Below are 23,084 nucleotides of genomic sequence, written 5' to 3'. Positions count from 1 at the left end.
ACCCGTTAGGACGTGTGGAAGCCCCTTCCTCACGTCCGCAACGGGATGCCCGGATGATCGAAACGCCGCCCCTGGTGGACCAGTACTGCCAGGGAGTGCTCCGCACGGAGCTGGGACTCGCCACCTTCGAGGCCCAGCTGATCCCCGCCGCCGGCCCGCCCGCCGCCGGCACCACCTTCTTCGACACCCAGACCGGCTTCGCGGTGCGCCGCTGGTGCCCGCCGCTGCTCGGCCTCGAACCGCACTGCTCCCCCGCCCGCTACCTCGCCCGGCGGCGCGAGCTGGGCGCCGCCGAGTCGGCCCGCCGGCTGCTGTGCGGCTGCGGGGCCGGTGCCCGGCTCGTCGACACCGGGGTGCCCGGGGACCTCACCGGGCCCAAGGAACTGGCCCTGGCGGGCGGGGCGGAGGCCTACGAGCTGGTGCGGCTGGAGCTGCTGGCCGAGCAGGCGGCGGACACCTCCGGGACCGTGGCCGCCTTCCTGGCCAACCTGGCGGGGGCGGTCCACCACGCCGCCGCCGGGGCCGTGGCGTTCACCTGCGGGGCCGCGGCGGGGAGTGCGGCCCGGGCCTGGGGGGCGGCCCTCGAAGCCGCGCCCGAGCCGCCCGGTCCGGGCGAGGTGCGGGGCGCGGCCGGGCGCTGGCTGGCCGCGCGTGCCAAGGGCGGGGCGGTACGGGATCCCGTACTCCTGCGGCACCTGGCGTGGAGCGCGGTGTCCTCCGGGCTGCCGCTCCAGCTGCACACGGGCGGGGCGTCGGGGGAGCCGGAACGGCTGACCGGGTTCGTACGGGCGACCGAGGGGCTGGGGGCGCGGCTGGTCCTGCTCGGCGGGTACCCCCACCACCGGCAGGCCGCGCGGCTGGCCGCGGCCTTCCCGCACGTCCACGCCGACCTCGGCGCGGCGTCGGGGCCCGTGGGGGCGCGGGCGGCCGCCGTGCTGGCGGAGTGCCTGGAGACCGCGCCGTTCGGGAAGCTGATGTTCTCCGGCGGCGGACGGCAACTGCCCGAACTGCACGCGGTGGGCGCGCTGGTCTTCCGGGAGGCGCTCGGCCGGGTGCTCGGCGGCTGGGTCGCCGACGGCTCCTGGTCCTGGCGGGACGCGGAGCGGGTGGCGGCGATGGTCGCGGCGGGCAACGCCCGCCGCGTGTACCGGCTGGACGAGCGGCGCTGACGAACGGAGCTGACGAGCGGTCGGCTCCCCCCGCTGGGTCAGCGGGTCAGACCGCGGCGAGCCGGGCGTCGTCCCGGTCCGGGCTGCCGGCCTGCTCGGACGGACGCTCGCGCAGGCTCAGCGCCACCCGGAGCACCGAGATCCACACCAGGCAGGAGCCGAGCATGTGGGCCGCCACGAGGGCCTCGGGCACGTCGGTGAAGTACTGGAGGTAGCCGATGGCGCCCTGGGAGAGCAGCACGATCAGCAGGTCGCGGGCGCGCGCCCGGGTGTCCACGGGGGCGTCGACCACGCGCAGCACCAGCCACATCGCGACGGCGAGCGCGCACACCACCCAGGCGGAGACCGCGTGGACGTGGACGGTGGCCGACCAGTCGAACGGCATCCGCTCGATCTCGCTGCTGTCGCCGGCGTGCGGACCGGAACCGGTGACCACCGTGCCCGCCGCGATCAGCATGACGGTGGCCGCGAGCAGCGCCCACGAGAGCTTGCGCACCGGAGCGGGCACGCGCGGCCGGGCCGGGCCGTCGCCCTCGCGGGTGCGCTGCCAGGTGATCGTCGTCACGGTGATCAGCGCGGTGGCGAGCATGAAGTGCCCGGCCACGCTGTAGGGGTTGAGACCCGTCAGTACGGTGATGCCGCCGAGGACCGCGTTGCCCATCACGATGGCGAACTGGAGCCAGCCGAGCCGGGTCAGCGAGCGGCGCCACGGCTTGGCGCAGCGGGCGGCGGTGATCGCCCAGCCGACGGCCGCGCAGAGCACGTACGTCAGCATGCGGTTGCCGAACTCGATGGCGCCGTGGAAGCCCTGCTCCTGGGTCACGATCAGGCTGTCGCCGGTGCACTTGGGCCAGGTGTCGCAGCCGAGACCGGATCCGGTCAGCCGCACCGCGCCGCCGGTGACGACGATGACGACGCTCATGAGCACCGCTGCGAACGCGGCCCGCTGGACGGTCCGGGGTGACGGCGTCCAGCGGCGGGCGAGATATGCGAGGGGGGTCAACACGGCGCTTATCGTACGCGGACACTTGTGCAAAGTTTCACGAGGGGGTGGCGGCCACTCCGTCAGGGCCGAGGACCAGGCGGAACCGGGCCCCGGCGGGGTCGCCTTCCGCGTGCCACCACACGCGGACCCGCCAATGCGCGCCCTGGCCCGGGTAGTCGGCCGAGGCGGCGAAGCCGCGTACCAATTCGGCGCCTACGTCCTCGGCTGTCCTATTCCTCACTTCCGCCCCGCTGTGCCAGGGATGTGGCTGTACGTTCCACAGTCCGTCGGAGGCGCGGACCTCGATGCGCCACACCGCGAGCCAGGGGGTCACCTCCAGCATCGTGTGGACCTGGTCGGCCTCCAGACCCAGCCGGGCGGCGATCTCCGCCTCGGGGACGCCCTGGACGCGGGCGGCCACCACGGCCTGGGGCAGCAGCCGTTCGGGCAGCAGCCCGCGCGTGCGCAGGCCGGCCAGGGAGGTGAAGGACAGGAAGCGCAGCCGCAGTTCGAGCTGACGGCCGACGTGGTCCAGGGCCTCCTCGGCCTCCTGCGACTCCTCGGAGCCGGGATCGGCGAGCAGCAGGCGCCGGAAGGAGCCCTCCGCGTCGACCGCCCAGGCCACGGACTCCTCGGCCAGGCCCAGCTCCGCGAGCCGGTCGCCGAGGAACACCTTCGCCTGCGCGAGACCCCGCTGATTGACCGGATCCCCCTGGTCCAGACCCGCCCAGACCTCCACCGCGCCGCGCGTCAGGTCCCGGGCCCGCTCCCCGGCGGCCCGTTCCATGGCGCTCGGGCCGCTCTCGGAGCCGGGGCCCAGAGGATGCTTCGGCAGCCGCTCCCCGTCACTGAGGGGCCAGGACAGCCAGACCCCCTGGTTGATCAGGCCCCGGGCGTACCAGCGGGCGTACTCGGCGGCGTGTCCGGCCGCCTGCTGCGAGAACCGCAGCCCCTCCTCGATGGCGGCCAGGGCCCCGGCCCGGTCCCCGCCGGCGAACCGGCGGGCCGCCAGGTCGCTGAGCCGCAGACCCAGCCGGGCCGCGCACTCGGCGTCGGTGCGGGCCGGCTCACGCAGGGCTCCGATCAGCTCGGCCAGCAGGGCGTCGGCCTCCGCGGGCTCCGCGTGCGCCGCGCCCGACCGGATCCGTGCCCACTGTTCGTCCAGCCGCAGTACGGCCTCCCGCTGCGCCATGTCAGCCCCCCGGCTCCATGCGTGAAGGTGCCCATCCTCCCAGGGAACGCCCGGCCGGGTGCATGTGTTCCGATCAAACCCCAGGCCATTCGAGTGATGACATGGTTGCGCTGCGTAACCGAGCGGGTCTCAACCCGGCTGGCGTTGATCGCGTAAGACTTACCCGTCCGCTGGACAGGTGAGCAGGGTGAGCCAGGAAGTTCCCTCGCCTGCGGGGGAGCTGGGGTCAATCCCAGCGGAACCAGCGTGCAGCAGCGCCCAGGCCGAGTACGGCCCAGCAGGTAAGCACGGCCGCGTCGCCCCAGGGCAGCGCGGTCCCGTGCTGGAGCACCCCGCGCAGCCCGTCGGAGAGTGCGGAGATCGGGAGCAGGCCGAGGACGGACTGGACCGCGCCGGGGAACTTGTCCATCGGCACGATCACCCCGCCGCCGACCAGGAGCAGCAGGAAGACCAGGTTGGCGGCGGCCAGCGTGGCCTCCGCCCGCAGGGTCCCGGCCATCAGCAGGCCGAGCCCGGAGAAGGCGGCGGTGCCGAGCAGGATCAGCACGGCGACGGACAGCGGGTTCCCGTGCGGGGACCAGCCCAGGGCGAAGGCGATCACCGTCAGCAGCGCGATCTGCAGCACCTCGGTGACCAGCACGGACAGCGTCTTGGCGGCCATCAGGGCCCAGCGCGGCAGCGGGGAGGCCCCGAGCCGCTTGAGGACCCCGTAGCGCCGGTCGAAGCCGGTGGCGATGGCCTGGCCGGTGAAGGCCGTGGACATCACGGCCAGCGCCAGGATGCCGGGGGCGAGGAAGTCCACGGACTTGCCCGCACCGGTGTCGACGATGTCGACGGCGGAGAAGAGGGTCAGCAGCAGCGCCGGGATGATCACGGTGAGCAGGAGCTGCTCCCCGTTGCGCAGCAGCATCCGGGTCTCCAGCGCGGTCTGCGCCAGGATCATGCGGGACACGGGCGCGGCCCCCGGGCGGGGGGTGAACGTACCGGCGCTCATGCGCGCAGCTCCTTACCGGTCAGTTCGAGGCTGTGCCTTCCCGGGGGACAACCCCCGGACCCCCGGCGAGGGTCGGTGGCGATCGGCGTCATGAACGCAGCTCCTTACCGGTGAGCTCCAGGAAAACGTCTTCGAGGGTGTGCCGCTCCACCGAGAGGCTGTCGGGCATCACCCCGTGCTGCGCGCACCACGAGGCGACGGTGGCCAGCAGCTGGGGGTCGACGTCGCCGGTGACCCGGTAGACGCCGGGGAGGAGCTCGGCGGCCTGGGTGCCGTCGGGCAGGGCCTTCAGCAGGGAGCCGACGTCGAGGGCGGGGCGGCCGGTGAAGCGCAGGGTGTTCTCGGCGCCGCCGCGGCACAGCGCGTCGGGGGTGCCGTGGGCGATGACCTTGCCGGCGTCGACGATGGCGACCTCGTCCGCGAGCTGCTCGGCCTCGTCCATGTGGTGCGTGGTGAGGACGACCGACACCCCGTCGGCGCGCAGTTCCCGTACGAGTTCCCAGGTCGCGCGGCGGGCCTGCGGGTCGAGCCCGGCGGTCGGCTCGTCCAGGAAGACCAGCTCGGGGCGGCCGACGACGGCCATGGCGAGGGCCAGGCGCTGCTGCTGGCCGCCGGAGAGCCGGCGGTAGGCGGTGCGGCCGCAGCCGCCGAGGCCGAGGCGTTCCACCAGGGTGGGGACGTCCAGGGGGTCGGCGTAGAGCTTGGCCATGTGGCGCAGCATCTCGACGGCCCGGGCGCCGGAGTAGACGCCGCCGGACTGGAGCATCACTCCGATGCGCGGGCGCAGGGACTCGGCCTGCGCCACGGGGTCGAGGCCGAGGACGCGGACGGATCCGGCGTCGGGGCGGCGGTAGCCCTCGCAGGTTTCCACAGTGGTCGTTTTGCCCGCGCCGTTGGGACCAAGGACTGCGGTGACCGAGGCCCTCCGGACGGTGAGGTCCAGGCCGTCCACCGCTGTTTTGGGGCCGTACCGCTTCACCAGTCCGCGGATTTCCACGGCGGGGTCGTTGCTCATGGGGAGTGAGTCTACGGAGCCGCGGGAGGTGACCGGGGTGGGGTCGTAGGTCCTGCCCCCGAAGGGTCACGGACCTGCGTACTCGTGACTTTATCGTCCGTCCGGGGACCGGGCGCGACTCTAACGTCGAGTGGTGAACAGCATCGCTCAGAACGTCGAAGCCACCTCGGGGCAGGCCGAGCACAAGGCCCATGACCTCGGGCATCCGCCGCGCTACTTCGTGTCGGCGATGCTCGCCGGCGCTTACATCGCCATCGGCGAGGTGCTGCTCCTGGTCGCGATCTCGCCGTTCGTCGCCAAGGGCTCGCCGGCCGTGAAGCTGCTGGAGGGCGCGGTCTTCCCGATCGCCCTGACCATCGTGATGTTCGCCGGCGCCCAGCTCTTCACCAGCAACGTGATGGTCATGCTGGTCGGCGCGCTGTCCGGGCGGACCGGCCCCAGGGACCTGATCCTCTCCTGGACGCTCTCGCTGGCCGGGAACCTGGTCGGGGCCTTCGCCTTCGGCGCCATGGTGCACGCCTCGGGCGTGGCCTCCTCGCCCTCCGCGCGGTCCATGCTCACCGAGATGGTGCACGGGAAGATGGCGCTGAGCGGCGGGCAGCTGTTCTGGCGCGCGGTCCTGTGCAACATGCTGGTCTGCCTGGCCATCTGGATGTTCACCCGGGCCCGCGGCGATGCGGCCAAGATTTTCGTCCTGTGGCTGCCCGTGGCTGTTTTTGTTGCCGTCGGATTCGAACACTGTGTAGCGAACATGGCTGTTTTCAGCCTCGCGATCCTGGATGGCTCAGCCGGGTTCGGTGATCTTTTCCGTAATTTGATGTTCACCGTGCCCGGGAACATCGTGGGCGGAGGATTGCTGGTGGGAGCCGTGTACTGGTTCACCGGCGGGGCCCTGCGCGAAGGCGGAGAGTCGACTTCCGCTTAACGCTCCGTAGATAAATAAGGTAACCCTTAGTGATGGAGGCCACCAGAAGTGGCCTCCATCACGGCTTGTCGGGGCCCGACTAATTACGCAACAATGGCGTTGTGAAATACGGCGAACGGATGAGCGAGGCCCCCCAGGGCGAACTCGCGACCGGGGAGCGGTCAACCCGCAACCGGGTCGCGCGGTCGATCCTGGACCACGGTCCCTCCACCGTCGCCGACCTCGCCCAGCGCCTCGGCCTCACCCAGGCCGCCGTTCGCCGCCACCTCGACACGCTCGTCGCCGACGACGTCGTCGAACCCCGTGAGCAGCGTGTGTACGGTGCGCGGACCCGAGGCCGGCCCGCCAAGGTCTTCGCGCTGACCGACTGCGGTCGGGACGCCTTCGACCAGTCCTACGACTCGCTCGCCGCCGACGCCATGCGCTGGATCGGGCAGGCCGCCGGGGGCGGGGAGCAGGGCGAGGCGGCGATCGCCGCGTTCGCGAAGGCCAGGCTGACGGCGCAGGCGGAGACCTACCGCGAAGCCGTGGAAGCGGCCGACCCGGCGCAGCGCACCGAGGCCCTTGCCAGGGCGTTGACCGGAGACGGGTACGCTGCTACGGCGAAGAGCGCTCCCGGTCCGCACAGCGGTGAACAGCTCTGCCAGCACCACTGCCCGGTCGCGCACGTCGCCGAGCAGTTCCCGCAGCTCTGCGAGGCGGAGACCGAGGTCTTCTCCCGCCTGCTCGGGACGCACGTGCAGCGTCTCGCCACGATCGCCCACGGCGACGGGGTGTGCACGACGTTCATTCCACGCAGTGGGAACGGCGTCGCTGCCACAGGCGCCACACAGACCGACACATCAGTATCTGCAAGTACGGCCGGGAGGAACCCCGCATGACCACGGAGACTGCTCACCCTGAGCTCGATGGCCTGGGCACCTACGAATACGGATGGGTCGACTCCGACGCGGCCGGCGCGGTCGCCAAGCGAGGCCTGTCCGAAGAGGTCGTCCGCGACATCTCGGCGAAGAAGTCCGAGCCGGAGTGGATGCTGAACCTCCGCCTCAAGGGCCTCAAGCTGTTCGGCAAGAAGCCCATGCCCAACTGGGGTGCCGACCTCTCGGGCATCGACTTCGACAACATCAAGTACTTCGTGCGTTCCACCGAGAAGCAGGCCGCTTCTTGGGAGGACCTGCCGGAGGACATCAAGAACACGTACGACAGGCTCGGCATCCCGGAGGCGGAGAAGCAGCGCCTCGTCGCCGGTGTCGCCGCCCAGTACGAGTCCGAGGTCGTCTACCACCAGATCCGTGAGGACCTGGAGGAGCAGGGCGTCATCTTCCTCGACACGGACACCGCGCTGAAGACGCACCCGGAGCTCTTCCAGGAGTACTTCGGCACGGTCATCCCGGTCGGCGACAACAAGTTCGCCTCGCTGAACACCGCCGTGTGGTCGGGCGGCTCGTTCATCTACGTCCCCAAGGGCGTCAAGGTGGACATCCCGCTCCAGGCCTACTTCCGTATCAACACGGAGAACATGGGCCAGTTCGAGCGGACGCTGATCATCGTCGACGAGGACGCCTACGTCCACTACGTCGAGGGCTGCACCGCCCCGATCTACTCCTCGGACTCGCTGCACAGCGCCGTGGTCGAGATCATCGTGAAGAAGGGCGGCCGCTGCCGCTACACGACGATCCAGAACTGGTCGAACAACGTCTACAACCTGGTCACCAAGCGCGCCGTGGCGTACGAGGGCGCGACCATGGAGTGGATCGACGGCAACATCGGTTCCAAGGTCACCATGAAGTACCCGGCCGTCTACCTGATGGGCGAGCACGCCAAGGGCGAGACCCTCTCCATCGCCTTCGCGGGCGAGGGCCAGCACCAGGACGCCGGCTCCAAGATGGTCCACATGGCGCCGAACACCTCCTCCAACATCGTCTCGAAGTCGGTGGCCCGTGGCGGCGGCCGCACCTCGTACCGAGGTCTGGTCGAGATCGGCGAAGGCGCCCACGGCTCCAAGTCCAACGTGCTGTGCGACGCGCTCCTGGTCGACACCATCTCCCGCTCGGACACCTACCCCTACGTGGACGTCCGCGAGGACGACGTGTCCATGGGCCACGAGGCGACCGTCTCCAAGGTCTCCGACGACCAGCTCTTCTACCTGATGAGCCGCGGTCTGACGGAGTTCGAGGCCATGGCGATGATCGTGCGCGGCTTCGTCGAGCCGATCGCCCGTGAGCTGCCGATGGAGTACGCGCTGGAGCTGAACCGGCTGATCGAGCTGCAGATGGAAGGCTCGGTCGGTTAGTCCCGGCCCGCCCGACGTCCCGCAGCAGATTCTTTAAGGAAGAGAGCAACACGACAGCCATGGCTGGAGCTCAGAACATTCCGGCGGGTTCAACCACCGCCGGCGCGATCGCGGTGGCCGCCGAGTCCACCGTCGCCACCCGGATGAGTGCCCCCCCGTCCTTCGACGTGGCGGACTTCCCCGTGCCCAACGGCCGCGAGGAGGAGTGGCGCTTCACGCCGCTCGCCCGCCTCAAGGGCCTGCACGACGGCACCGCGGTCGCCAACGGCACCATGAAGGCCCAGATCGACGCGCCCGACGTGGTCACGATCGAGTCCGTTGAGCGCGGCGACGCGCGCATCGGCAAGGCCGGCACCCCGGTGGACCGGATCGCCGCCCAGGCGTTCTCGTCCTTCGTCAAGGCCACGGTCGTGACCGTGCCCAAGGAAGCGGTGCTCACCGAGCCCGTGCGCGTCGCGCTGCACGGCGAGGGCGGCACCACCTTCGGCCACACCGTCTTCGACGTGAAGGCCTTCGCCGAGGCGGTCATCGTCATCGACCACACCGGTGACGGCGTGCGTGCCGCCAACGTGGACTTCCTCGTCGGCGACGGCGCCAAGCTCACCGTGGTCTCCGTGCAGGACTGGGACGACACCGCCGTCCACTGCTCCCAGCACAACGCCCTGATCGGCCGCGACGCGACCTTCAAGTCGATCGTGGTCACCTTCGGCGGCGACGTCGTACGGCTGCACCCGCGGGTCAGCTACGCCGGCCCCGGCGGCGAGGCCGAGCTCCTCGGCCTGTACTTCACGGACGCCGGCCAGCACCAGGAGCACCGCCTCCTGGTCACGCACGACGCCCCGCACTGCAAGTCGCACGTGGTCTACAAGGGCGCGCTCCAGGGCCAGGACGCCCACGCGGTCTGGATCGGTGACGTGCTCATCGAGAAGACCGCCGAGGGCACCGACACCTACGAGATGAACCGCAACCTCGTCCTCACGGACGGCGCGCGGGTCGACTCGGTGCCGAACCTGGAGATCGAGACCGGCGAGATCGTCGGCGCCGGCCACGCCTCCGCGACCGGCCGCTTCGACGACGAGCAGCTCTTCTACCTGCAGTCCCGCGGCATCCCGGCCGACGAGGCCCGCCGCCTGGTCGTGCGCGGCTTCTTCGCCGAGCTCGTCCAGCAGATCGGTGTCGACGACATCGAGGAGCGCCTGCTGGCCAAGATCGAGACCGAGCTCCAGGGTTCCGTCTGATGACTTACGTCAAGGCCTGTGCGCTGAGCGAGCTGGAGGAGAACGCCCCCAAGAGGGTCGAGCTCGACGGCACGCCGGTGTCCATCGTCCGCGCCGAGGGGGAGGTGTTCGCGATCAACGACATCTGCTCGCACGCGAACGTCTCCCTCTCGGAGGGCGAGGTCGAAGACTGCATGATCGAGTGCTGGCTGCACGGCTCGGCCTTCGACCTGCGAACCGGCAAGCCGTCCGGCCTGCCCGCGACGCGCCCCGTCCCCGTATACCCCGTAAAGATCGAAGGGGACGACGTGCTCGTCTCCCTCACCCAGGAGTCCTGAGGTATCCATGGCAACGCTTGAAATCCACGACCTGCACGTCTCCGTCGAGGCCGAGCACGGCGCCCGCGAGATCCTCAAGGGCGTCGACCTCACCATCAAGCAGGGTGAGACGCACGCCATCATGGGTCCGAACGGCTCCGGCAAGTCCACCCTCGCGTACGCCCTCGCCGGCCACCCGAAGTACACCATCACCAAGGGCACCGTGACCCTCGACGGCGAAGACGTCCTGGAGATGTCCGTCGACGAGCGCGCCCGCGCCGGCGTCTTCCTCGCGATGCAGTACCCGGTCGAGATCCCCGGCGTCTCGGTCTCCAACTTCCTGCGCACCTCGGCCACCGCGATCCGCGGCGAGGCGCCGAAGCTGCGTACCTGGGTGAAGGAGGTCAAGTCCGCGATGGAGCAGCTCCAGATGGACACGGCCTTCGCCGAGCGCAACGTCAACGAGGGCTTCTCCGGCGGTGAGAAGAAGCGCCACGAGATCCTGCAGCTGGAGCTCCTCAAGCCGAAGATCGCGATCCTCGACGAGACCGACTCCGGCCTCGACGTCGACGCTCTGCGCCAGGTCTCCGAGGGCGTCAACCGCGTCCGCTCGACCGGCGACACCGGCACCCTGCTGATCACGCACTACACGCGGATCCTCCGCTACATCAAGCCCGACTTCGTCCACGTCTTCTCCGAGGGCCGCATCGTCGAGTCCGGCGGCGCCGAGCTCGCCGACAAGCTGGAGGCCGAAGGCTACGAGTCCTACAGCACGAAGGGTGGCGCGACCGCGTGACACAGCTGCCTGGCCTCCTCGACATCGAGGCGATCCGCAAGGACTTCCCCCTTCTGGATCGTGTGGTCCACGACGGGAAGAAGATCGTTTATCTGGACAACGCGGCGACTTCGCAGAAGCCGCGCCAGGTGCTCGACGCGCTGAACGAGTACTACGAGCAGCACAACGCCAACGTCCACCGCGGCGTGCACGTGCTCGCCGAGGAGGCCACGGCGCTGTACGAGGGCGCCCGCGACAAGGTCGCCGCCTTCATCAACGCTCCGAGCCGCAACGAGGTGATCTTCACCAAGAACGCCTCGGAGTCGCTCAACCTGGTCGCGAACATGCTCGGCTGGGCGGACGAGCCCTACCGGGTCGACCGCGAGACCGAGATCGCCATCACGGAGATGGAGCACCACTCCAACATCGTGCCGTGGCAGCTGCTCTCGCAGCGCACCGGCGCGAAGCTGAAGTGGTTCGGCCTCACCGACGACGGCCGGCTCGACCTGTCCAACATCGAAGAGGTCATCACGGAGAAGACGAAGATCGTCTCCTTCACGCTGGTCTCCAACATCATGGGCACGGTCAACCCGACCGAGGCGATCGTCCGGCGCGCGCAGGAGGTCGGCGCGCTGGTGCTGATCGACGCCTCGCAGGCCGCTCCGCACATGCCGCTCGACGTGCAGGCGCTCGGCGCCGACTTCGTGGCCTTCACCGGCCACAAGATGTGCGGCCCGACCGGCATCGGCGTCCTCTGGGGCCGCCAGGAGCTCCTCGAGGACCTGCCGCCCTTCCTGGGCGGCGGCGAGATGATCGAAACCGTCTCGATGCACTCCTCGACCTACGCCCCGGCGCCCCACAAGTTCGAGGCCGGTACGCCCCCGATCGCCCAGGCCGTCGGCCTCGGCGCGGCCGTGGACTACCTGACCGCGATCGGCATGGACAAGATCGCCGCGCACGAGCACGCGATCACCGAGTACGCGATCAAGCGCCTCGCGGAGGTCCCGGACCTGCGCATCATCGGCCCGACCACGGCCGAGGACCGCGGCGCCGCGATCTCCTTCGTGCTCGGTGACATCCACCCGCACGACGTCGGCCAGGTACTGGACGAGCAGGGCATCGCGGTCCGCGTGGGACACCACTGCGCCCGCCCCGTCTGCCTCCGGTACGGAATTCCGGCGACGACGCGAGCGTCTTTCTATCTGTACTCCTCTCCGGCCGAGGTCGACGCACTGATCGACGGGCTGGAGCACGTACGGAACTTCTTCGGATAAGACGAAGCGACGAAGGCGACGAGGGCGCAGTGAAGCTGGAATCGATGTACCAGGAACTGATCCTGGACCACTACAAGCACCCGCGCGGGCGAGGCCTGCGCGAAGGCGACGCCGAGGTGCACCACGTCAATCCGACGTGCGGTGACGAGATCACCCTGCGCGTGAAGTACGACGGCGAGACCCTCACGGACATCTCGTACGAGGGCCAGGGCTGCTCCATCAGCCAGGCCGGCGCGTCGATACTGAACGAGCTGCTCGTCGGCAAGGAGCTGGGCGAGGCGCGGAAGATCCAGGAAGTCTTCCTGGAGCTGATGCAGTCCAAGGGCAAGCTGGAGCCCGACGAGGCCATGGAGGAGGTGCTGGAGGACGCGGTCGCGTTCGCCGGCGTCTCCAAGTACCCGGCCCGGGTGAAGTGTGCCCTGCTGAGCTGGATGGCCTGGAAGGACGCGACCGCCCAGGCACTGGGCGACGCCGAGAGGAAGACGGCATGACCGAGAACGCGACGCCCGAGGCGTCCATCAAGCCGGCCACCGAGGAAGAGGTCCGCGAGGCCCTCTACGACGTGGTCGACCCCGAGCTGGGCATCGACGTCGTCAACCTGGGCCTGATCTACGGCATCCACGTCGACGACGCGAACATCGCGACCCTCGACATGACCCTCACCTCGGCGGCCTGCCCGCTGACGGACGTCATCGAGGACCAGGCGAAGTCGGCTACGGACGGCATCGTCAGCGAACTGCGCATCAACTGGGTGTGGATGCCGCCGTGGGGCCCGGACAAGATCACGGACGACGGCCGCGAGCAGCTGCGCGCGCTCGGTTTCAACGTCTGATCGACGCCTAGCCCCTGCAAGACCCCGCACGACGGCCGTCCGACGGCCGAGTGAACAGCGGACCCCCGGCACGGGTGTGCCGGGGTCCGCTGTTTTCCCGGGGGACGGGCCGCGTGCACCGGGAGTTGGCCACGGTGGCCGAATCTTCTCGACGGCCGTCGCATCGTGACGCCGCACACGAGAGGACCCTCCGTTGACCGTTAGCCTTTCGCCGGCACTCCGCCTCGGTGCCGTGGGAGCCGCCGGAGCCGCCGCCCTGCTCGCCGCAGGGCTGACCGCGCCCGCCCACGCCGCCCAGGACACCGCCGCCGAACCGACCATCGCGCTCTCCGCCGGGCACCTGTCCGGGGCCGTCGGCGCGATCGGCGACCCGGGCGTGACCGTGGACATCGCGCAGGAGGGGATACCCGCCGCCTTCCTCAAGGTCGACGTCCTCTCCTCCAGCAACCCGGCGGTCGCCGGGCCCGGAGACGTGCGCATCGGCCGGACCGGGCACGGCCAACGCGAGCTGACCGTCCGCCCGCAGGCCCAGGGCTACACCGACCTGACGCTCCGGGTGACCGGCCGCGGCGGCAAGACGGCCACGGCCACGCTCTCCTACGCCGCTTCGGCGCGGCTGGCCACCGGCGCCTTCTCCACCCGCTACCTCACGGGCTCCGCCGACTCCTCGGCCGCCGTGGACGTCGGCGGCGGCTACGCGCTGGTGGCCGACGACGAGACCAACGTGCTTCGCCTGTACGACCGTTCCCGCTCGGGCGCCCCCGTGAAGACCTGGGACCTCGGCCCCGCGCTCGGCGTCAAGAAGGAAGCCGACATCGAGGCCGCCGCCCGGGTCGGCGACACCGTGTACTGGACCGGCTCGCTCGGCAACAACAAGGACGGCAAGTACAAGGCCGAGCGCAACACGGTCTTCACCACCCGGCTGACCGGGACGGGCGCCGACACCGAGATCGTCTTCGGCTCCGCCTACGAGGGCCTGCGCGAGGACCTGATCGCCTGGGACACGGCGAACGGGAACCGCTACGGCTTCGCGGCGGGCACGGCGGCCGGCAAGATCCCGAAGAGCATCGACGGGTTCAACGTGGAGGGCTTGGAGTTCGCCCCGGGTTCCACCACCACCGCCTACCTGGGCTTCCGCGCCCCGCTCGCACCCGCGGTGCCCGGCGGCAAGGCGCTGGTCGTGCCCGTCACCAACATCGACCAGGTCGTGGCCGGCGCGGCCAAGCCGGTCTTCGGCGAGGCGATCGAGATGGACCTCGGCGGGCTCGCGGTCCGCGACATCCGCAAGAACGCCGCCGACCAGTACCTGGTCCTGGCCGGCTCCTGGGCGGCGGACGACAATTCCGACCCGTACGCCCTCTACCAGTGGGACGGCGTCCCGGGCCACGCCCCGGTGAAGCGGGCCGACCTGCCGACCACCGACCCGGGCGGCTGGGAAGCCGTGGTCTCCGTGCCCGACCTGCGCGTGCCCGGCGCCCGCGTCCAGCTGATCACCGACAGCGGCTCCGCCGACCTGTACGGGGACGGCACCGAGGCCAAGGAGCTCACCCACCCGGAGTGGAAGAAGTCCCGCGCGGCCTGGTTCACGCTGAACTGAGCTCCCCGGACTGCCTGGTGAGCTCCGCCGCCAGGTCCTCGCGGCGGATCCGCCGGTCCGCGTAGAGCAGGCCGGCGGTGAGCTGCGGGAAGCAGAGCAGGAGCGTCTGCGCGGCCATCCCGCCGAGTGCGGTGAGGATCGCGTGGACGAGGCCGCCGTCCACGGCGGGGATCAGGCTGAGAGCCCCGGCGAAGGCGAAGGGCAGTTGGACGGCGTACGCCGCCGCCGCGGCGAGGGCGGCGGCGAGGGCGGTGAGACCCAGCGTGCGCCACCAGGCCCCGCGCACCAGGCGGGCCGAGCGGCGCAGGGCGCCGAGTGGGCCGAGACCCTCGTAGGCCGCGACCGTGGGCGCGAGCGCGAACAGGACCCCGAGTCCGAGTGCCGCCGGCAGGGTGGCGGCCGCCAGCAGCGGGGGCAGCCCGGCGGCCAGGACGGCGGCGCCCGGTCCGGCCACGGCGCCGAGGATCAGGAGCTGGGTGCCGAGGACGGCCGCGAAGCGGGGGCGGGCGGCGCGCAGCAGCGTACGGGCGGTGGCGGGGCGGCCGAGTACCGCCGGGCGGAGCACGGCGCCGGTCAGGCCGGCGGCCAGGGCGGAGGTCAGCAGGGTGGCCAGGGCCGCGGCGGGGATCAGGGCGGCGACGGGCCGGGCGTGCAGCGCGAGGGCGGTCAGGGCGGCCGCGGCGACCAGCAGCAGTGCGCCGAGCTGGCCGAGGAGCATGGCGGTGGCGAGGCGGACCCCGTACCGGGCGAGGGCGGCGAAGGCGCCGCCGAGTATCTCGCCGGAGGTGAGCGGCCGCAGGGGTATCACCCCGGGCCGGGGAGGCTGCGGGGGCAGCCAGCCGCCGCCCCAGGGGGTCCACTGCCGGGACGACTCGCGCGTGCCGTGCCGTGACTCGTACGGCGACTCGTGCTGCGGCTCGTGTTGGGTCCCGTGCGGGGCCTCGTGCTGGGCCATGCGGATCTCCCGTCCCCCGGTGCGCGCGCCTCGGTGCCGCGGCGCGGACACCGTAGCCGCCGGGACCGGGGAAGTCCCGGGGACACGCTGATATGTACGGTCGTCCATAACGCTGTGTACAGTCGTACGCATGCCCTACATACTGCTCGCCGCCGCCATCGTCGCCGAGGTCGCCGGCACCACCGCCATGAAGTTCAGCGAGGGCTTCACGAAGCTGTGGCCCTCGCTGATCACGCTGGTGGGCTACGTCATCGCCTTCACGCTGCTCGCGCAGACGCTGAAGTCGATGTCGGTCGGGACCGCGTACGCGATCTGGGCCGGCGTCGGCACGGCCGCGATCGCCGCGATCGGCATGATCTTCATGGGGGAGGCGGCGACGGCCGCGAAGATCGGCGGCATCGCCCTGGTGATCGCCGGGGTCGTGCTGCTGAACCTCGGAGGGACGGCGCACTGATCGCGCGGACCGTCCCGAGCGCCGCGGCCGTGTGTACTGTCGTACGCATGCCCTGCCAGTCGCCCGCCGCCGCCGTGACGGGGCCCGCCGCCGTGACGGGAGCCGACCGCTGATGGCCGGATCGGTGCGCCGCTACGACCCCGACCGGCGGGACCGGATCATCGACGCGGCGATCCGGGTGGTGGGCGCCCGGGGCATCGCGGGGCTCAGCCACCGCAGCGTGGCCGCGGAGGCCGACGTACCGCTCGGCTCCACCACGTACCACTTCAAGACCCTGGACGACCTGCTGGTGGCGGCGCTGCGGCAGGCCAACGAGGGCTTCGCCCGGGCGGTGGCGGACTCCGCGGCGCTGGCCGATCCGGGCGCGGACCTGGCGGGCGCCCTGGCCGTGCTGCTGGGCGAGTTCCTGGGGGCGGACCGGGCGCGGGCGGAGCTGGAGTACGAGCTGTACCTGGCCGCCCTGCGCCGCCCCGCGCTGCGTCCCGTGGCGGCGGAGTGGTGCGAGGCCGTCTCCGCGGCGCTGTCCGCGCGGACGGATCCGGCCACGGCGCGGGCGCTGGTGGCGGTGCTGGACGGGATCAGCCTGCAGGTGCTGCTGACGGGGACGGCGTACGACGAGGCGTACGCCTACGAGATCCTGCGACGGGTGCTGCGGCCCTGACGGCGGCGAGCCCTGATGGCCCCGGGTCTACACGCCGCGGATCGCCGCGAGGGCGGCGGCCACGCTCGCCTCGATGTCCCGCACCGGGTAGAGGACCTCGCGGACGGTCCGGTCGCGGTCCACGACCAGCGTCAGGCGCTTCAGCCGGCTGATGCCCCCCGCCCGGAACGTCGGCAGCCGCAACGCCGTCACGAGGCCGAGCTCCGCGTCGGAGAGGAGGGGGAAGCGGAGGCCCTCGGCCTCGGCGAACTCCCGCTGCTCGTCCGGCCGCTGCGTGGACACCCCGATCACCGTCGCGCCCGCCGCGGTGAACTCCCCGAGCCGGTCCCGGTAGGTGCACGATTCGAGGGTGCACCCCCGCGCCCCGGGGATCCCGGCCCACCCCGGCGGGTAGGACTCGGACCGGACGAAGGCGCCCGGGAAGCAGTACAGGACCGTGAACGGGGTGTCCGCCACCGGGTCGCGGAGCTCGCCGGCGAGGTCCGGCAGCGACAGCTCCGGCAGCCGGGTGCCGCGCAGCGCGTGCACGCGTACCGCCTCCCGTGACGTCTCCCGTGTCGTCGCCGTCAGCTCCCCTTCGCCCAGGATCCAGGTGTCCCCCCAGTCCTGGAGGGCGACCAGGACCGGCAGCAGCCCGCGCCCGCGCGGGGTGAGCCGGTACGCGTGGCGCACCGGCCGCTCCTGATACGGCTCGCGGGTCAGCACGCCCGCCTCGACGAGCAGCTTCAGCCGTTCCGTCAGGACCTTGCGGGACATGCCCAGTTCGCGCTGGAACTCGTCGAAGCGGTGCACGCCGCGCGCGGCGTCGCGCACGATCAGCAGCGTCCACCAGTCGCCCACGACGTCGAGGGCCTGGGCGATGGAGCAGTCCGCGTCGTCGAGGTGCGTGCGCTGGGCCATGGGCACTCCTTCTGTCCGTTGACCCGAGGTTGTCATGCTGGCATAGTCCGTTCCCAAAGGGAACTAACTCGGGGGCCAGAAGAATGCTGCGGGTGCTGCTGCAAGGGTTCAAAGAGGTGCCGAGAGCGGTCTGGCTGCTCTCGCCGGGCGTGTTCGTCAACGCCGTGTCCAGCTTCACCTTCGTCTTCGTCTTCGTGTACCTGACCGGCCCGCGCGGACTCTCCGTCGCCGAGGCGGGCCTGATCACGGGAATCGGCGGCATCGGCCTGGTCGCCGGGAACTTCACGGGCGGCGGCTTCGGCGACCGCTACGGCCACCGCCGCGTCCTGCTCATCGCCTCCGCCCTCGCCGGCGGCGCCCTGGTCCTCCTGCCGGTGCTGCCCACCGCCGTGCTCTACGCGGCCCTGCCGCCGGCCCAGTACGCCATCGGGGCGATCCGCTCCGCCAACGCGGCGCTCGTCGCGGTGATCGTCCCCGAGGGCGCGCGCCGCCAGTCCTTCGCCGTCGTCCGCTGCGTCTCCAACGGCGGCTTCACCGTCGGTGCGCCGCTCGGCGCGCTGATCGCGACCGGCGTCTCCTACGACTGGCTCTTCGTCGCCGACGGCATAGGCACGCTCGTCTTCGCCGTGTGGACCGCCCGCGTCGTTCCCGCGCGGGGCGCCGCGAACACCCCCGCCGCGGCCCCGGACGGGGGTCTGGGCCGCGGCGTATGGGGGGAGCTCCGGGCCAGGCCCGCCGTCCTCGTCATGCTGGCCGCGGTTTTCGTCGTCGACGTGATCTACCGCCAGCAGTACTCGACCTTCCCGCTCTACCTCGCGGACCACGGGCTGGACACCGGTGCCTACGGGCTGATCATCGCCCTCAACGGCGCCGTGATCCTCCTCCTGGAGCTGCCGGCCGCCGTCGCCCTGCGCGCCCGCCCGCCGCTGCGCGTCATCGGCGTCGGGCTGCTGCTCGTCGGCGCCGGGTACGGGGCGCTGCTGCTCGGGACCGGGATCGCGGCCGCCGTGGTGATGATGCTGCTGCTGAGCCTCGGGGAGATCCTCTACAAGACCCCGGCCACCGCCTACGTCGCCGACCAGGCGCCCGCGCACGCCATCGGGCTGTTCCAGAGCCTGTACGCCGGGGTCTCGGTCAGTGGCGTCGTACTCGGCGGGCCGCTCGGCGGGGCCCTGTACTCCGCGGCGCCCGGGCTGCTGTGGCCGCTGTGCGCGGGGCTGGCGGCGCTGGCGGGCGGGGCGGTGCTGTGGATGTCGGCGCGGGTGGCGCGGGGAGGGGAGCCGCGACCCGGGCCGGCGGCGCACCCGGTGCGGGAGCCCGCGGTGGGGGTCCCCGCGGTGGGGGAGCCGGTGCTTTGGCCCGTGGAAGACCCGGTGCGACACGACCCGCGCCCGGCACATGAGACCGGTTCGCGACCGCGGGCCGTCGCCGGTTAGGTTTCGGGCATGACTGCTACGCGTACCACCGGCGCCGTCGCCGCCGGACTTGCCACCATCACCGCCGACGGCACCGTCCTCGACACCTGGTTCCCCGCCCCCCAGCTGGTCGCCGAGCCCGGCCCGGCCGGCACCGAGCGCCTCACCGCCGAACAGGCCGTGGAGCTGCTGGGCGCCACCGCGCCCAAGGCGATCCGCCAGGACGCGGTCCGCGGCGTCGAGGTCGTAGCGGTCCGCACCGTGATCGCCTCCCTGGAGGACAAGCCGCTGGACGCGCACGACGCGTACCTGCGCCTGCACCTGCTCAGCCACCGCCTGGTCAAGCCGCACGGCCAGAACCTGGACGGCGTCTTCGGCCTGCTGGCCAACGTCGCCTGGACCTCGCTCGGCCCGGTCGCGATCGACCAGGTCGAGACCGTCCGCCTGAACGCCCGCGCCGAGGGCCTGCACCTCCAGGTCACCTCGATCGACAAGTTCCCGCGGATGACGGACTACGTCGCCCCCAAGGGCGTGCGCATCGCCGACGCGGACCGGGTCCGCCTCGGCGCGCACCTCGCCGAGGGCACCACCGTCATGCACGAGGGCTTCGTCAACTTCAACGCCGGCACCCTGGGCACCTCCATGGTCGAGGGCCGCATCTCGGCGGGCGTCGTGGTCGGCGACGGCTCCGACATCGGCGGCGGTGCGTCCACCATGGGCACCCTGTCGGGCGGCGGCAAGCAGATCATCTCGATCGGCGAGCGCACCCTGATCGGCGCCGAGGCGGGCGTCGGCATCGCGCTGGGCGACGAGTGCGTCGTCGAGGCCGGCCTGTACGTGACCGCGGGCACCCGCGTCACGCTGCCGGACGGCCAGGTCGTCAAGGCCCTGGAGCTCTCGGGCGCCAACAACATCCTCTTCCGCCGCAACTCGGTCACCGGCGCCGTCGAGGCCCGCCCGTACAAGGCGGCCTGGGGCGGCCTGAACGAGGTCCTCCACAGCCACAACTGACCGACCGCGGTCCCGTCGTACCGGTGCCCTCCCACCCCGTCGGGGTGGGAGGGCACCGTGCGTGGTGAGCGCCCTCCCGCCCCGAGCGGGGGAGGGCGCTCCACTACGTGGTTCCGCGCGGAGGGGTCAGCGCAGCGGGATGGTGCGAACCAGGCCGGCGAAGGCCTGCTGCTCCGCCTCGGTCAGTTCCACCGACTCCATCGGGTGGACGGAGGTGCCGCGCTGGGCCGGGATGACCGAGAGCCCTTCGAAGGTGCCTGGCTCCGGGTGGTGGAAACGGCTGTCCCACAGCATGTGGCCGAGGCCGATCAGCCAGACGGCGGCGGCCACGAGCAGGACGGCGATGCCGATTTCCTGAGCGAGGGAGATGGAGGGGAACACGCGGTCCTCCAAAGGAGTGCTGGAGTGCGGTACAAGATCGGGCGTGGAGACACTCAACACCAGAACCGCCCGAATGGGTAGGGGTGTGCTGAGCGTCACGCCAGGGCCAAAGGTCCCGTCCTCGGGTCCCGTCCGTCCCGGTCAGGCCAGCGGCAGCTTGAAGCCCTCGTGGCTCCGGGCGTAGCCCAGCCGCTCGTAGAAGCGGTGCGCGGCGGTGCGCCGCTTGTTGCTGGTGAGCTGCATCAGGCCGCAGCCGCGCCCGCGGGCGCGGTCCGCCGCCAGCTCCATCAGGCGGGCCCCGAGCCCCCCGCCCCGCCGGTCCGCGCGGATCCGTACGGCCTCCACGAGGGCCCGCTCCCGCCCGCCCTGGCCGAGGCCGGGGATGTACGTCAGCTGCAGGCAGCCGACGAGAACCCCGGCGTCCTCCAGGACCAGCATCTCGTTGCGCGGGTCCGCCTCGATCGCGGCGAAGGCCAGCTCGTGGGCCTCGGAGACCGGCTCGGGGGCCGGCGCCGCGGCCGCGGCCGGGGCCGTGTCGGCGGACTGGGCCAGCAGGGCGAGTACGGCGGGCAGGTCCTGACGCGTCGCGGTGCGGAAGATCATGCCGGGATCATGCCAAAGGGGCCGGGCGGCGATGCGGCCCGGCCCCTTCGGCGCCGCCGCTACGGGCGGAAGCGCAGGACCTGCGGGTCGTGGTCGCTGTTCTGGTTCGCGAACTCCGCGTTGATGTGCACGCTGTCGTAGCTGAACTGCTTGATGCCCGGGCTCGTCAGGATCTGGTCGAGGACCTGCGAGTTGCCCTGGTAGACGTACGAGTAACGCTCCGACCTCGGCAGCGAATTGATCGCCGCGTACAGCGCCCCGCCGTCCTCCAGCGCCTTCGTCGTGTCCGAGAACTCGAAGTCGTTGATGTCGCCGACCACGAGGACCGCGGCCTTCTTCTCCACCGCCAGGATGTCCTTCACGAAGCCGTTCACGGCCTGCGCCTGCAGCAGCCGCTTGGCCTCGGAGGAGCGCACCGGAGGCTGGTTCGAGGAGGTCAGGCCCTGGTCGCCGCCCTTCGAGCCGAAGTGGTTGGCGATCACGAAGACCGTCTTGCCGCGGAAGACGAACTCGCCGGCCAGCGGCTTGCGGCTGTCCACCCACGCCGGGTTCGCCGGGTCGATGCGGCCCGGGGAGTGGGTCAGGGCGGCCTTGCCGTTCTCCTTGACCACACCGGTCGCCGTCACCGCGTCGCCCGGGGCGCGCTCGGTGAAGGAGACCCGCGCCGGGTTGAAGAGGAACACCTGGCGGATGTTGCCGCCGGGCTCGCCGCCGTCCTTCTTGTCCTCCGGATTGATCGTGCGCCACTGGTACGCCGGGCCGCCCGCGGCCGCGATCGCCGTGGTGAACTTCGTCAGCGTGGCCTCGGCCGAGACGGTGCCGTCGTTCTTGGCGCCGTTGTCGTCCTGGATCTCCTCCAGGGCGAGGATGTCGGGGGAGGCGAGGTTCTCGACGACCGCCTTCGCCAGGTTGTCGAACTTCTCCTGCGGGTCGGACGGGTCGAGGTTCTCGACGTTGTACGTGGCCACCGCGAGTTCCTTCTCGGCCTGCGGCTTGGTCTTCTCCGGGGCGAGGGTGCCCGCCGTGACCGTGCCGAGGGTGCGGGCCACCAGGGTGTAGCCGCCGAACTGGTTGAAGTCCAGCGGGCCTTCGGTGGGGCCGGTCAGCTTGTCGCCGACGTTGGCCACCGGGAACGGCTGCTGCGCGAGGGGCGCGAGCTGCTGGATCTGGAGGCGGCCGGTGTTCTGGGAGTCGTACGAACCGTAGACCGTGCCGCCGCGCCTGGTGTTGTTCTCCCAGCCCTTCACCGTCACCCACAGCTCCGCGTACGGGTCGGTGGCGCCGACCACGCGCGAGGTGCCGATGGCGATGTTCATGCCCTCCAGGGACTCGTAGTAGTCCAGGGCGAAGCGCGAGGGCTCCAGGGTCAGGCCGTTGACGCTGCCGGCGGCGGCCGGGTCGCCCTCCGGGGCGTACGCGCAGGGGACCGAGTACTCGTTGACGGCGGTGGCCGCGGGCAGCGCGTTGCCGGAGGAGACCACGGTCACGACGGGCTTGGAGATCTGGGTGACCGACTGGTTGCCGGAGGAGACGCCGCCGGGGATGTACTCGCCGACCAGGCCGGAGACCGTGACGGCGTCGCCGACGGCGACGGTCGGGACCGAGCTGGTGAAGACGAACACGCCCTCGCTGGTGGCGTCGTCGTCGTCGGTGTCGGCGCCGGCGGACTGGATCCAGAAGCCGCGCGAACCGTATGTACGGACGCCCGTGACGACGCCCGCGACACCGGCGACCTGCTTGCCGACCAGCGGGGATATCCGGGTGGTGCCCTGGATGTCGTGGATGCGTATCGGATCGGCGGACGCGGCGCCTTCGGCCGCGTCGGCGGTGCCCGCGAGCAGGCCGGTGGCCAGCGCGGTGGCGACGAGGGCCGCGACGGCGGCGGAACGGGGATGCGAGGAGCGCATGGGCGGGAACTCCGGTGTGTGGAGGAGGAAGCAGATATCTACGCGCGTCAATTTCCTTCGTGGCCGGCAAAGTTGTCAAGCCCTACAGGGAAGACGTGGGTTGACTGTGGGATGAACCAAAGGGGATCGGCCGCCGGGGGCGCCCGAAATGCGTCTACTCTGGGGCGCCGTACGACCCCGACCCGAACCACCGGTACCCGAACAACCCGTGT

General features: G+C 71.5%; 24 protein-coding genes. 15 read left to right on the top strand and 9 right to left on the bottom strand.

Features of this window, described 5'->3' with window-relative positions; genetic code table 11:
• Positions 1 to 53 precede the first annotated feature (53 nt).
• On the top strand, positions 54 to 1,169 hold the full coding sequence (locus AC061S_RS05315; protein ID WP_478684660.1) for an amidohydrolase family protein: 1,116 nt from the start codon (positions 54 to 56) through the stop codon (positions 1,167 to 1,169).
• 46 nt (positions 1,170 to 1,215) lie between these two features.
• Here AC061S_RS05315 and AC061S_RS05310 read toward each other — a convergent pair whose 3' ends face one another.
• The 4 genes from AC061S_RS05310 to AC061S_RS05295 all read right to left on the bottom strand — a co-directional run bounded on the left by AC061S_RS05310 (position 1,216) and on the right by AC061S_RS05295 (position 5,355).
• Positions 1,216 to 2,184, bottom strand: a complete 969-nt coding sequence (locus AC061S_RS05310; protein WP_478684771.1) for a COX15/CtaA family protein — start codon at positions 2,182 to 2,184, stop codon at positions 1,216 to 1,218.
• Between the two features lie 25 nt (positions 2,185 to 2,209).
• Positions 2,210 to 3,346, bottom strand: a complete 1,137-nt coding sequence (locus tag AC061S_RS05305) for a hypothetical protein (RefSeq protein ID WP_478684659.1) — start codon at positions 3,344 to 3,346, stop codon at positions 2,210 to 2,212.
• Positions 3,347 to 3,572: 226 nt separating this feature from the next.
• Positions 3,573 to 4,340, bottom strand: a complete 768-nt coding sequence (locus AC061S_RS05300) for an ABC transporter permease (protein WP_478684658.1) — start codon at positions 4,338 to 4,340, stop codon at positions 3,573 to 3,575.
• 88 nt (positions 4,341 to 4,428) lie between these two features.
• The gene (locus AC061S_RS05295) at positions 4,429 to 5,355 is read right to left on the bottom strand and encodes an ABC transporter ATP-binding protein (protein ID WP_478684657.1); all 927 of its coding nucleotides are present in this window, start codon (positions 5,353 to 5,355) and stop codon (positions 4,429 to 4,431) included.
• 133 nt (positions 5,356 to 5,488) lie between these two features.
• Between AC061S_RS05295 and AC061S_RS05290 the strand changes: the two genes are divergently transcribed.
• The 10 genes from AC061S_RS05290 to AC061S_RS05245 all read left to right on the top strand — a co-directional run bounded on the left by AC061S_RS05290 (position 5,489) and on the right by AC061S_RS05245 (position 14,585).
• The gene (locus tag AC061S_RS05290) at positions 5,489 to 6,280 is read left to right on the top strand and encodes a formate/nitrite transporter family protein (RefSeq protein ID WP_478684656.1); all 792 of its coding nucleotides are present in this window, start codon (positions 5,489 to 5,491) and stop codon (positions 6,278 to 6,280) included.
• 119 nt (positions 6,281 to 6,399) lie between these two features.
• Positions 6,400 to 7,161: a helix-turn-helix transcriptional regulator gene (locus AC061S_RS05285; RefSeq protein WP_478684655.1), complete on the top strand. Its 762-nt coding sequence runs from the start codon at positions 6,400 to 6,402 to the stop codon at positions 7,159 to 7,161.
• Positions 7,158 to 8,573: a Fe-S cluster assembly protein SufB gene (gene sufB / locus AC061S_RS05280; protein ID WP_422521759.1), complete on the top strand. Its 1,416-nt coding sequence runs from the start codon at positions 7,158 to 7,160 to the stop codon at positions 8,571 to 8,573. Before AC061S_RS05285 ends, sufB begins: the two co-directional genes overlap by 4 nt.
• A 59-nt stretch (positions 8,574 to 8,632) precedes the next feature.
• A complete protein-coding gene (sufD, locus tag AC061S_RS05275; protein WP_478684654.1) occupies positions 8,633 to 9,811 on the top strand; it encodes a Fe-S cluster assembly protein SufD in 1,179 nt (392 codons plus the stop codon).
• The gene (locus AC061S_RS05270) at positions 9,811 to 10,128 is read left to right on the top strand and encodes a bifunctional 3-phenylpropionate/cinnamic acid dioxygenase ferredoxin subunit (RefSeq protein ID WP_250742308.1); all 318 of its coding nucleotides are present in this window, start codon (positions 9,811 to 9,813) and stop codon (positions 10,126 to 10,128) included. The genes sufD and AC061S_RS05270 overlap by 1 nt, the downstream gene beginning before the upstream one ends.
• Positions 10,129 to 10,135: 7 nt before the next feature.
• Positions 10,136 to 10,903 (top strand): Fe-S cluster assembly ATPase SufC, encoded by a 768-nt coding sequence (sufC, locus tag AC061S_RS05265; RefSeq protein ID WP_478684653.1) that lies wholly within the window; start codon positions 10,136 to 10,138, stop codon positions 10,901 to 10,903.
• A complete protein-coding gene (locus AC061S_RS05260; RefSeq protein ID WP_327252118.1) occupies positions 10,900 to 12,156 on the top strand; it encodes a cysteine desulfurase in 1,257 nt (418 codons plus the stop codon). The genes sufC and AC061S_RS05260 overlap by 4 nt, the downstream gene beginning before the upstream one ends.
• Positions 12,157 to 12,185: 29 nt before the next feature.
• Positions 12,186 to 12,647 carry a Fe-S cluster assembly sulfur transfer protein SufU gene (gene sufU / locus AC061S_RS05255; protein ID WP_478684652.1) on the top strand — a complete coding sequence of 154 codons (462 nt, stop codon included), beginning with the start codon at positions 12,186 to 12,188 and terminating at the stop codon, positions 12,645 to 12,647.
• Positions 12,644 to 12,988, top strand: coding sequence for a metal-sulfur cluster assembly factor (locus tag AC061S_RS05250; RefSeq protein WP_073913993.1), 345 nt, complete (start codon positions 12,644 to 12,646; stop codon positions 12,986 to 12,988). Before sufU ends, AC061S_RS05250 begins: the two co-directional genes overlap by 4 nt.
• Positions 12,989 to 13,181: 193 nt before the next feature.
• Positions 13,182 to 14,585, top strand: coding sequence for a hypothetical protein (locus tag AC061S_RS05245; RefSeq protein ID WP_478684651.1), 1,404 nt, complete (start codon positions 13,182 to 13,184; stop codon positions 14,583 to 14,585).
• On the opposite strand, the gene AC061S_RS05240 is transcribed toward AC061S_RS05245, so the two are convergent.
• Entirely contained in the window at positions 14,572 to 15,540 is a 969-nt protein-coding gene (locus AC061S_RS05240) for a hypothetical protein (RefSeq protein ID WP_478684650.1), read from the bottom strand. The genes AC061S_RS05245 and AC061S_RS05240 overlap by 14 nt on opposite strands.
• 130 nt (positions 15,541 to 15,670) lie before the next feature.
• Between AC061S_RS05240 and AC061S_RS05235 the strand changes: the two genes are divergently transcribed.
• Together AC061S_RS05235 and AC061S_RS05230 are read left to right on the top strand one after the other, a co-directional pair.
• Complete coding sequence (locus AC061S_RS05235; RefSeq protein ID WP_478684649.1) at positions 15,671 to 15,994, top strand: DMT family transporter; 324 nt, start codon at positions 15,671 to 15,673, stop codon at positions 15,992 to 15,994.
• Between the two features lie 112 nt (positions 15,995 to 16,106).
• On the top strand, positions 16,107 to 16,655 hold the full coding sequence (locus AC061S_RS05230; RefSeq protein WP_478684648.1) for a TetR/AcrR family transcriptional regulator: 549 nt from the start codon (positions 16,107 to 16,109) through the stop codon (positions 16,653 to 16,655).
• 27 nt (positions 16,656 to 16,682) lie between these two features.
• Here AC061S_RS05230 and AC061S_RS05225 read toward each other — a convergent pair whose 3' ends face one another.
• Positions 16,683 to 17,555 (bottom strand): winged helix-turn-helix transcriptional regulator, encoded by an 873-nt coding sequence (locus AC061S_RS05225; RefSeq protein ID WP_478684647.1) that lies wholly within the window; start codon positions 17,553 to 17,555, stop codon positions 16,683 to 16,685.
• 98 nt (positions 17,556 to 17,653) lie between these two features.
• Here AC061S_RS05225 and AC061S_RS05220 point away from each other — a divergent pair, with 98 nt between their 5' ends.
• Together AC061S_RS05220 and dapD are read left to right on the top strand one after the other, a co-directional pair.
• Positions 17,654 to 18,991, top strand: a complete 1,338-nt coding sequence (locus tag AC061S_RS05220; protein ID WP_478684770.1) for an MFS transporter — start codon at positions 17,654 to 17,656, stop codon at positions 18,989 to 18,991.
• 9 nt (positions 18,992 to 19,000) lie between these two features.
• Entirely contained in the window at positions 19,001 to 19,981 is a 981-nt protein-coding gene (gene dapD / locus AC061S_RS05215; RefSeq protein ID WP_388505713.1) for a 2,3,4,5-tetrahydropyridine-2,6-dicarboxylate N-succinyltransferase, read from the top strand.
• A 126-nt stretch (positions 19,982 to 20,107) separates the two neighbouring features.
• Here dapD and AC061S_RS05210 read toward each other — a convergent pair whose 3' ends face one another.
• The 3 genes from AC061S_RS05210 to AC061S_RS05200 all read right to left on the bottom strand — a co-directional run bounded on the left by AC061S_RS05210 (position 20,108) and on the right by AC061S_RS05200 (position 22,872).
• A complete protein-coding gene (locus tag AC061S_RS05210; RefSeq protein ID WP_478684646.1) occupies positions 20,108 to 20,362 on the bottom strand; it encodes a hypothetical protein in 255 nt (84 codons plus the stop codon).
• Between the two features lie 141 nt (positions 20,363 to 20,503).
• Positions 20,504 to 20,965 (bottom strand): N-acetyltransferase family protein, encoded by a 462-nt coding sequence (locus tag AC061S_RS05205; RefSeq protein ID WP_478684645.1) that lies wholly within the window; start codon positions 20,963 to 20,965, stop codon positions 20,504 to 20,506.
• 59 nt (positions 20,966 to 21,024) lie between these two features.
• Positions 21,025 to 22,872, bottom strand: a complete 1,848-nt coding sequence (locus AC061S_RS05200; RefSeq protein WP_478684644.1) for an endonuclease/exonuclease/phosphatase family protein — start codon at positions 22,870 to 22,872, stop codon at positions 21,025 to 21,027.
• Positions 22,873 to 23,084 lie beyond the last annotated feature (212 nt).

It is taken from the genome of Streptomyces sp. CA189 (assembly GCF_056428985.1).
Note: the sequence above shows the minus strand (reverse complement) of the source record. Positions and strands in the feature narration are given on the sequence as shown.

What these genes read in the sequence shown, in the direction of transcription:
- AC061S_RS05230 (WP_478684648.1), top strand. Translation starts at nt 16,107, where the DNA reads ATGGCCGGATCGGTGCGCCGCTACGACCCCGACCGGCGGGACCGGATC.
- sufC (WP_478684653.1), top strand. Translation starts at nt 10,136, where the DNA reads ATGGCAACGCTTGAAATCCACGACCTGCACGTCTCCGTCGAGGCCGAG.
- sufB (WP_422521759.1), top strand. Translation starts at nt 7,158, where the DNA reads ATGACCACGGAGACTGCTCACCCTGAGCTCGATGGCCTGGGCACCTAC.
- sufD (WP_478684654.1), top strand. Translation starts at nt 8,633, where the DNA reads ATGGCTGGAGCTCAGAACATTCCGGCGGGTTCAACCACCGCCGGCGCG.
- AC061S_RS05240 (WP_478684650.1), bottom strand. Translation starts at nt 15,540, where the DNA reads ATGGCCCAGCACGAGGCCCCGCACGGGACCCAACACGAGCCGCAGCAC.
- AC061S_RS05315 (WP_478684660.1), top strand. Translation starts at nt 54, where the DNA reads ATGATCGAAACGCCGCCCCTGGTGGACCAGTACTGCCAGGGAGTGCTC.
- AC061S_RS05225 (WP_478684647.1), bottom strand. Translation starts at nt 17,555, where the DNA reads ATGGCCCAGCGCACGCACCTCGACGACGCGGACTGCTCCATCGCCCAG.
- AC061S_RS05235 (WP_478684649.1), top strand. Translation starts at nt 15,671, where the DNA reads ATGCCCTACATACTGCTCGCCGCCGCCATCGTCGCCGAGGTCGCCGGC.
- AC061S_RS05270 (WP_250742308.1), top strand. Translation starts at nt 9,811, where the DNA reads ATGACTTACGTCAAGGCCTGTGCGCTGAGCGAGCTGGAGGAGAACGCC.
- AC061S_RS05295 (WP_478684657.1), bottom strand. Translation starts at nt 5,355, where the DNA reads ATGAGCAACGACCCCGCCGTGGAAATCCGCGGACTGGTGAAGCGGTAC.
- dapD (WP_388505713.1), top strand. Translation starts at nt 19,001, where the DNA reads ATGACTGCTACGCGTACCACCGGCGCCGTCGCCGCCGGACTTGCCACC.
- AC061S_RS05205 (WP_478684645.1), bottom strand. Translation starts at nt 20,965, where the DNA reads ATGATCTTCCGCACCGCGACGCGTCAGGACCTGCCCGCCGTACTCGCC.
- AC061S_RS05250 (WP_073913993.1), top strand. Translation starts at nt 12,644, where the DNA reads ATGACCGAGAACGCGACGCCCGAGGCGTCCATCAAGCCGGCCACCGAG.
- AC061S_RS05200 (WP_478684644.1), bottom strand. Translation starts at nt 22,872, where the DNA reads ATGCGCTCCTCGCATCCCCGTTCCGCCGCCGTCGCGGCCCTCGTCGCC.
- AC061S_RS05300 (WP_478684658.1), bottom strand. Translation starts at nt 4,340, where the DNA reads ATGAGCGCCGGTACGTTCACCCCCCGCCCGGGGGCCGCGCCCGTGTCC.
- AC061S_RS05305 (WP_478684659.1), bottom strand. Translation starts at nt 3,346, where the DNA reads ATGGCGCAGCGGGAGGCCGTACTGCGGCTGGACGAACAGTGGGCACGG.
- AC061S_RS05285 (WP_478684655.1), top strand. Translation starts at nt 6,400, where the DNA reads ATGAGCGAGGCCCCCCAGGGCGAACTCGCGACCGGGGAGCGGTCAACC.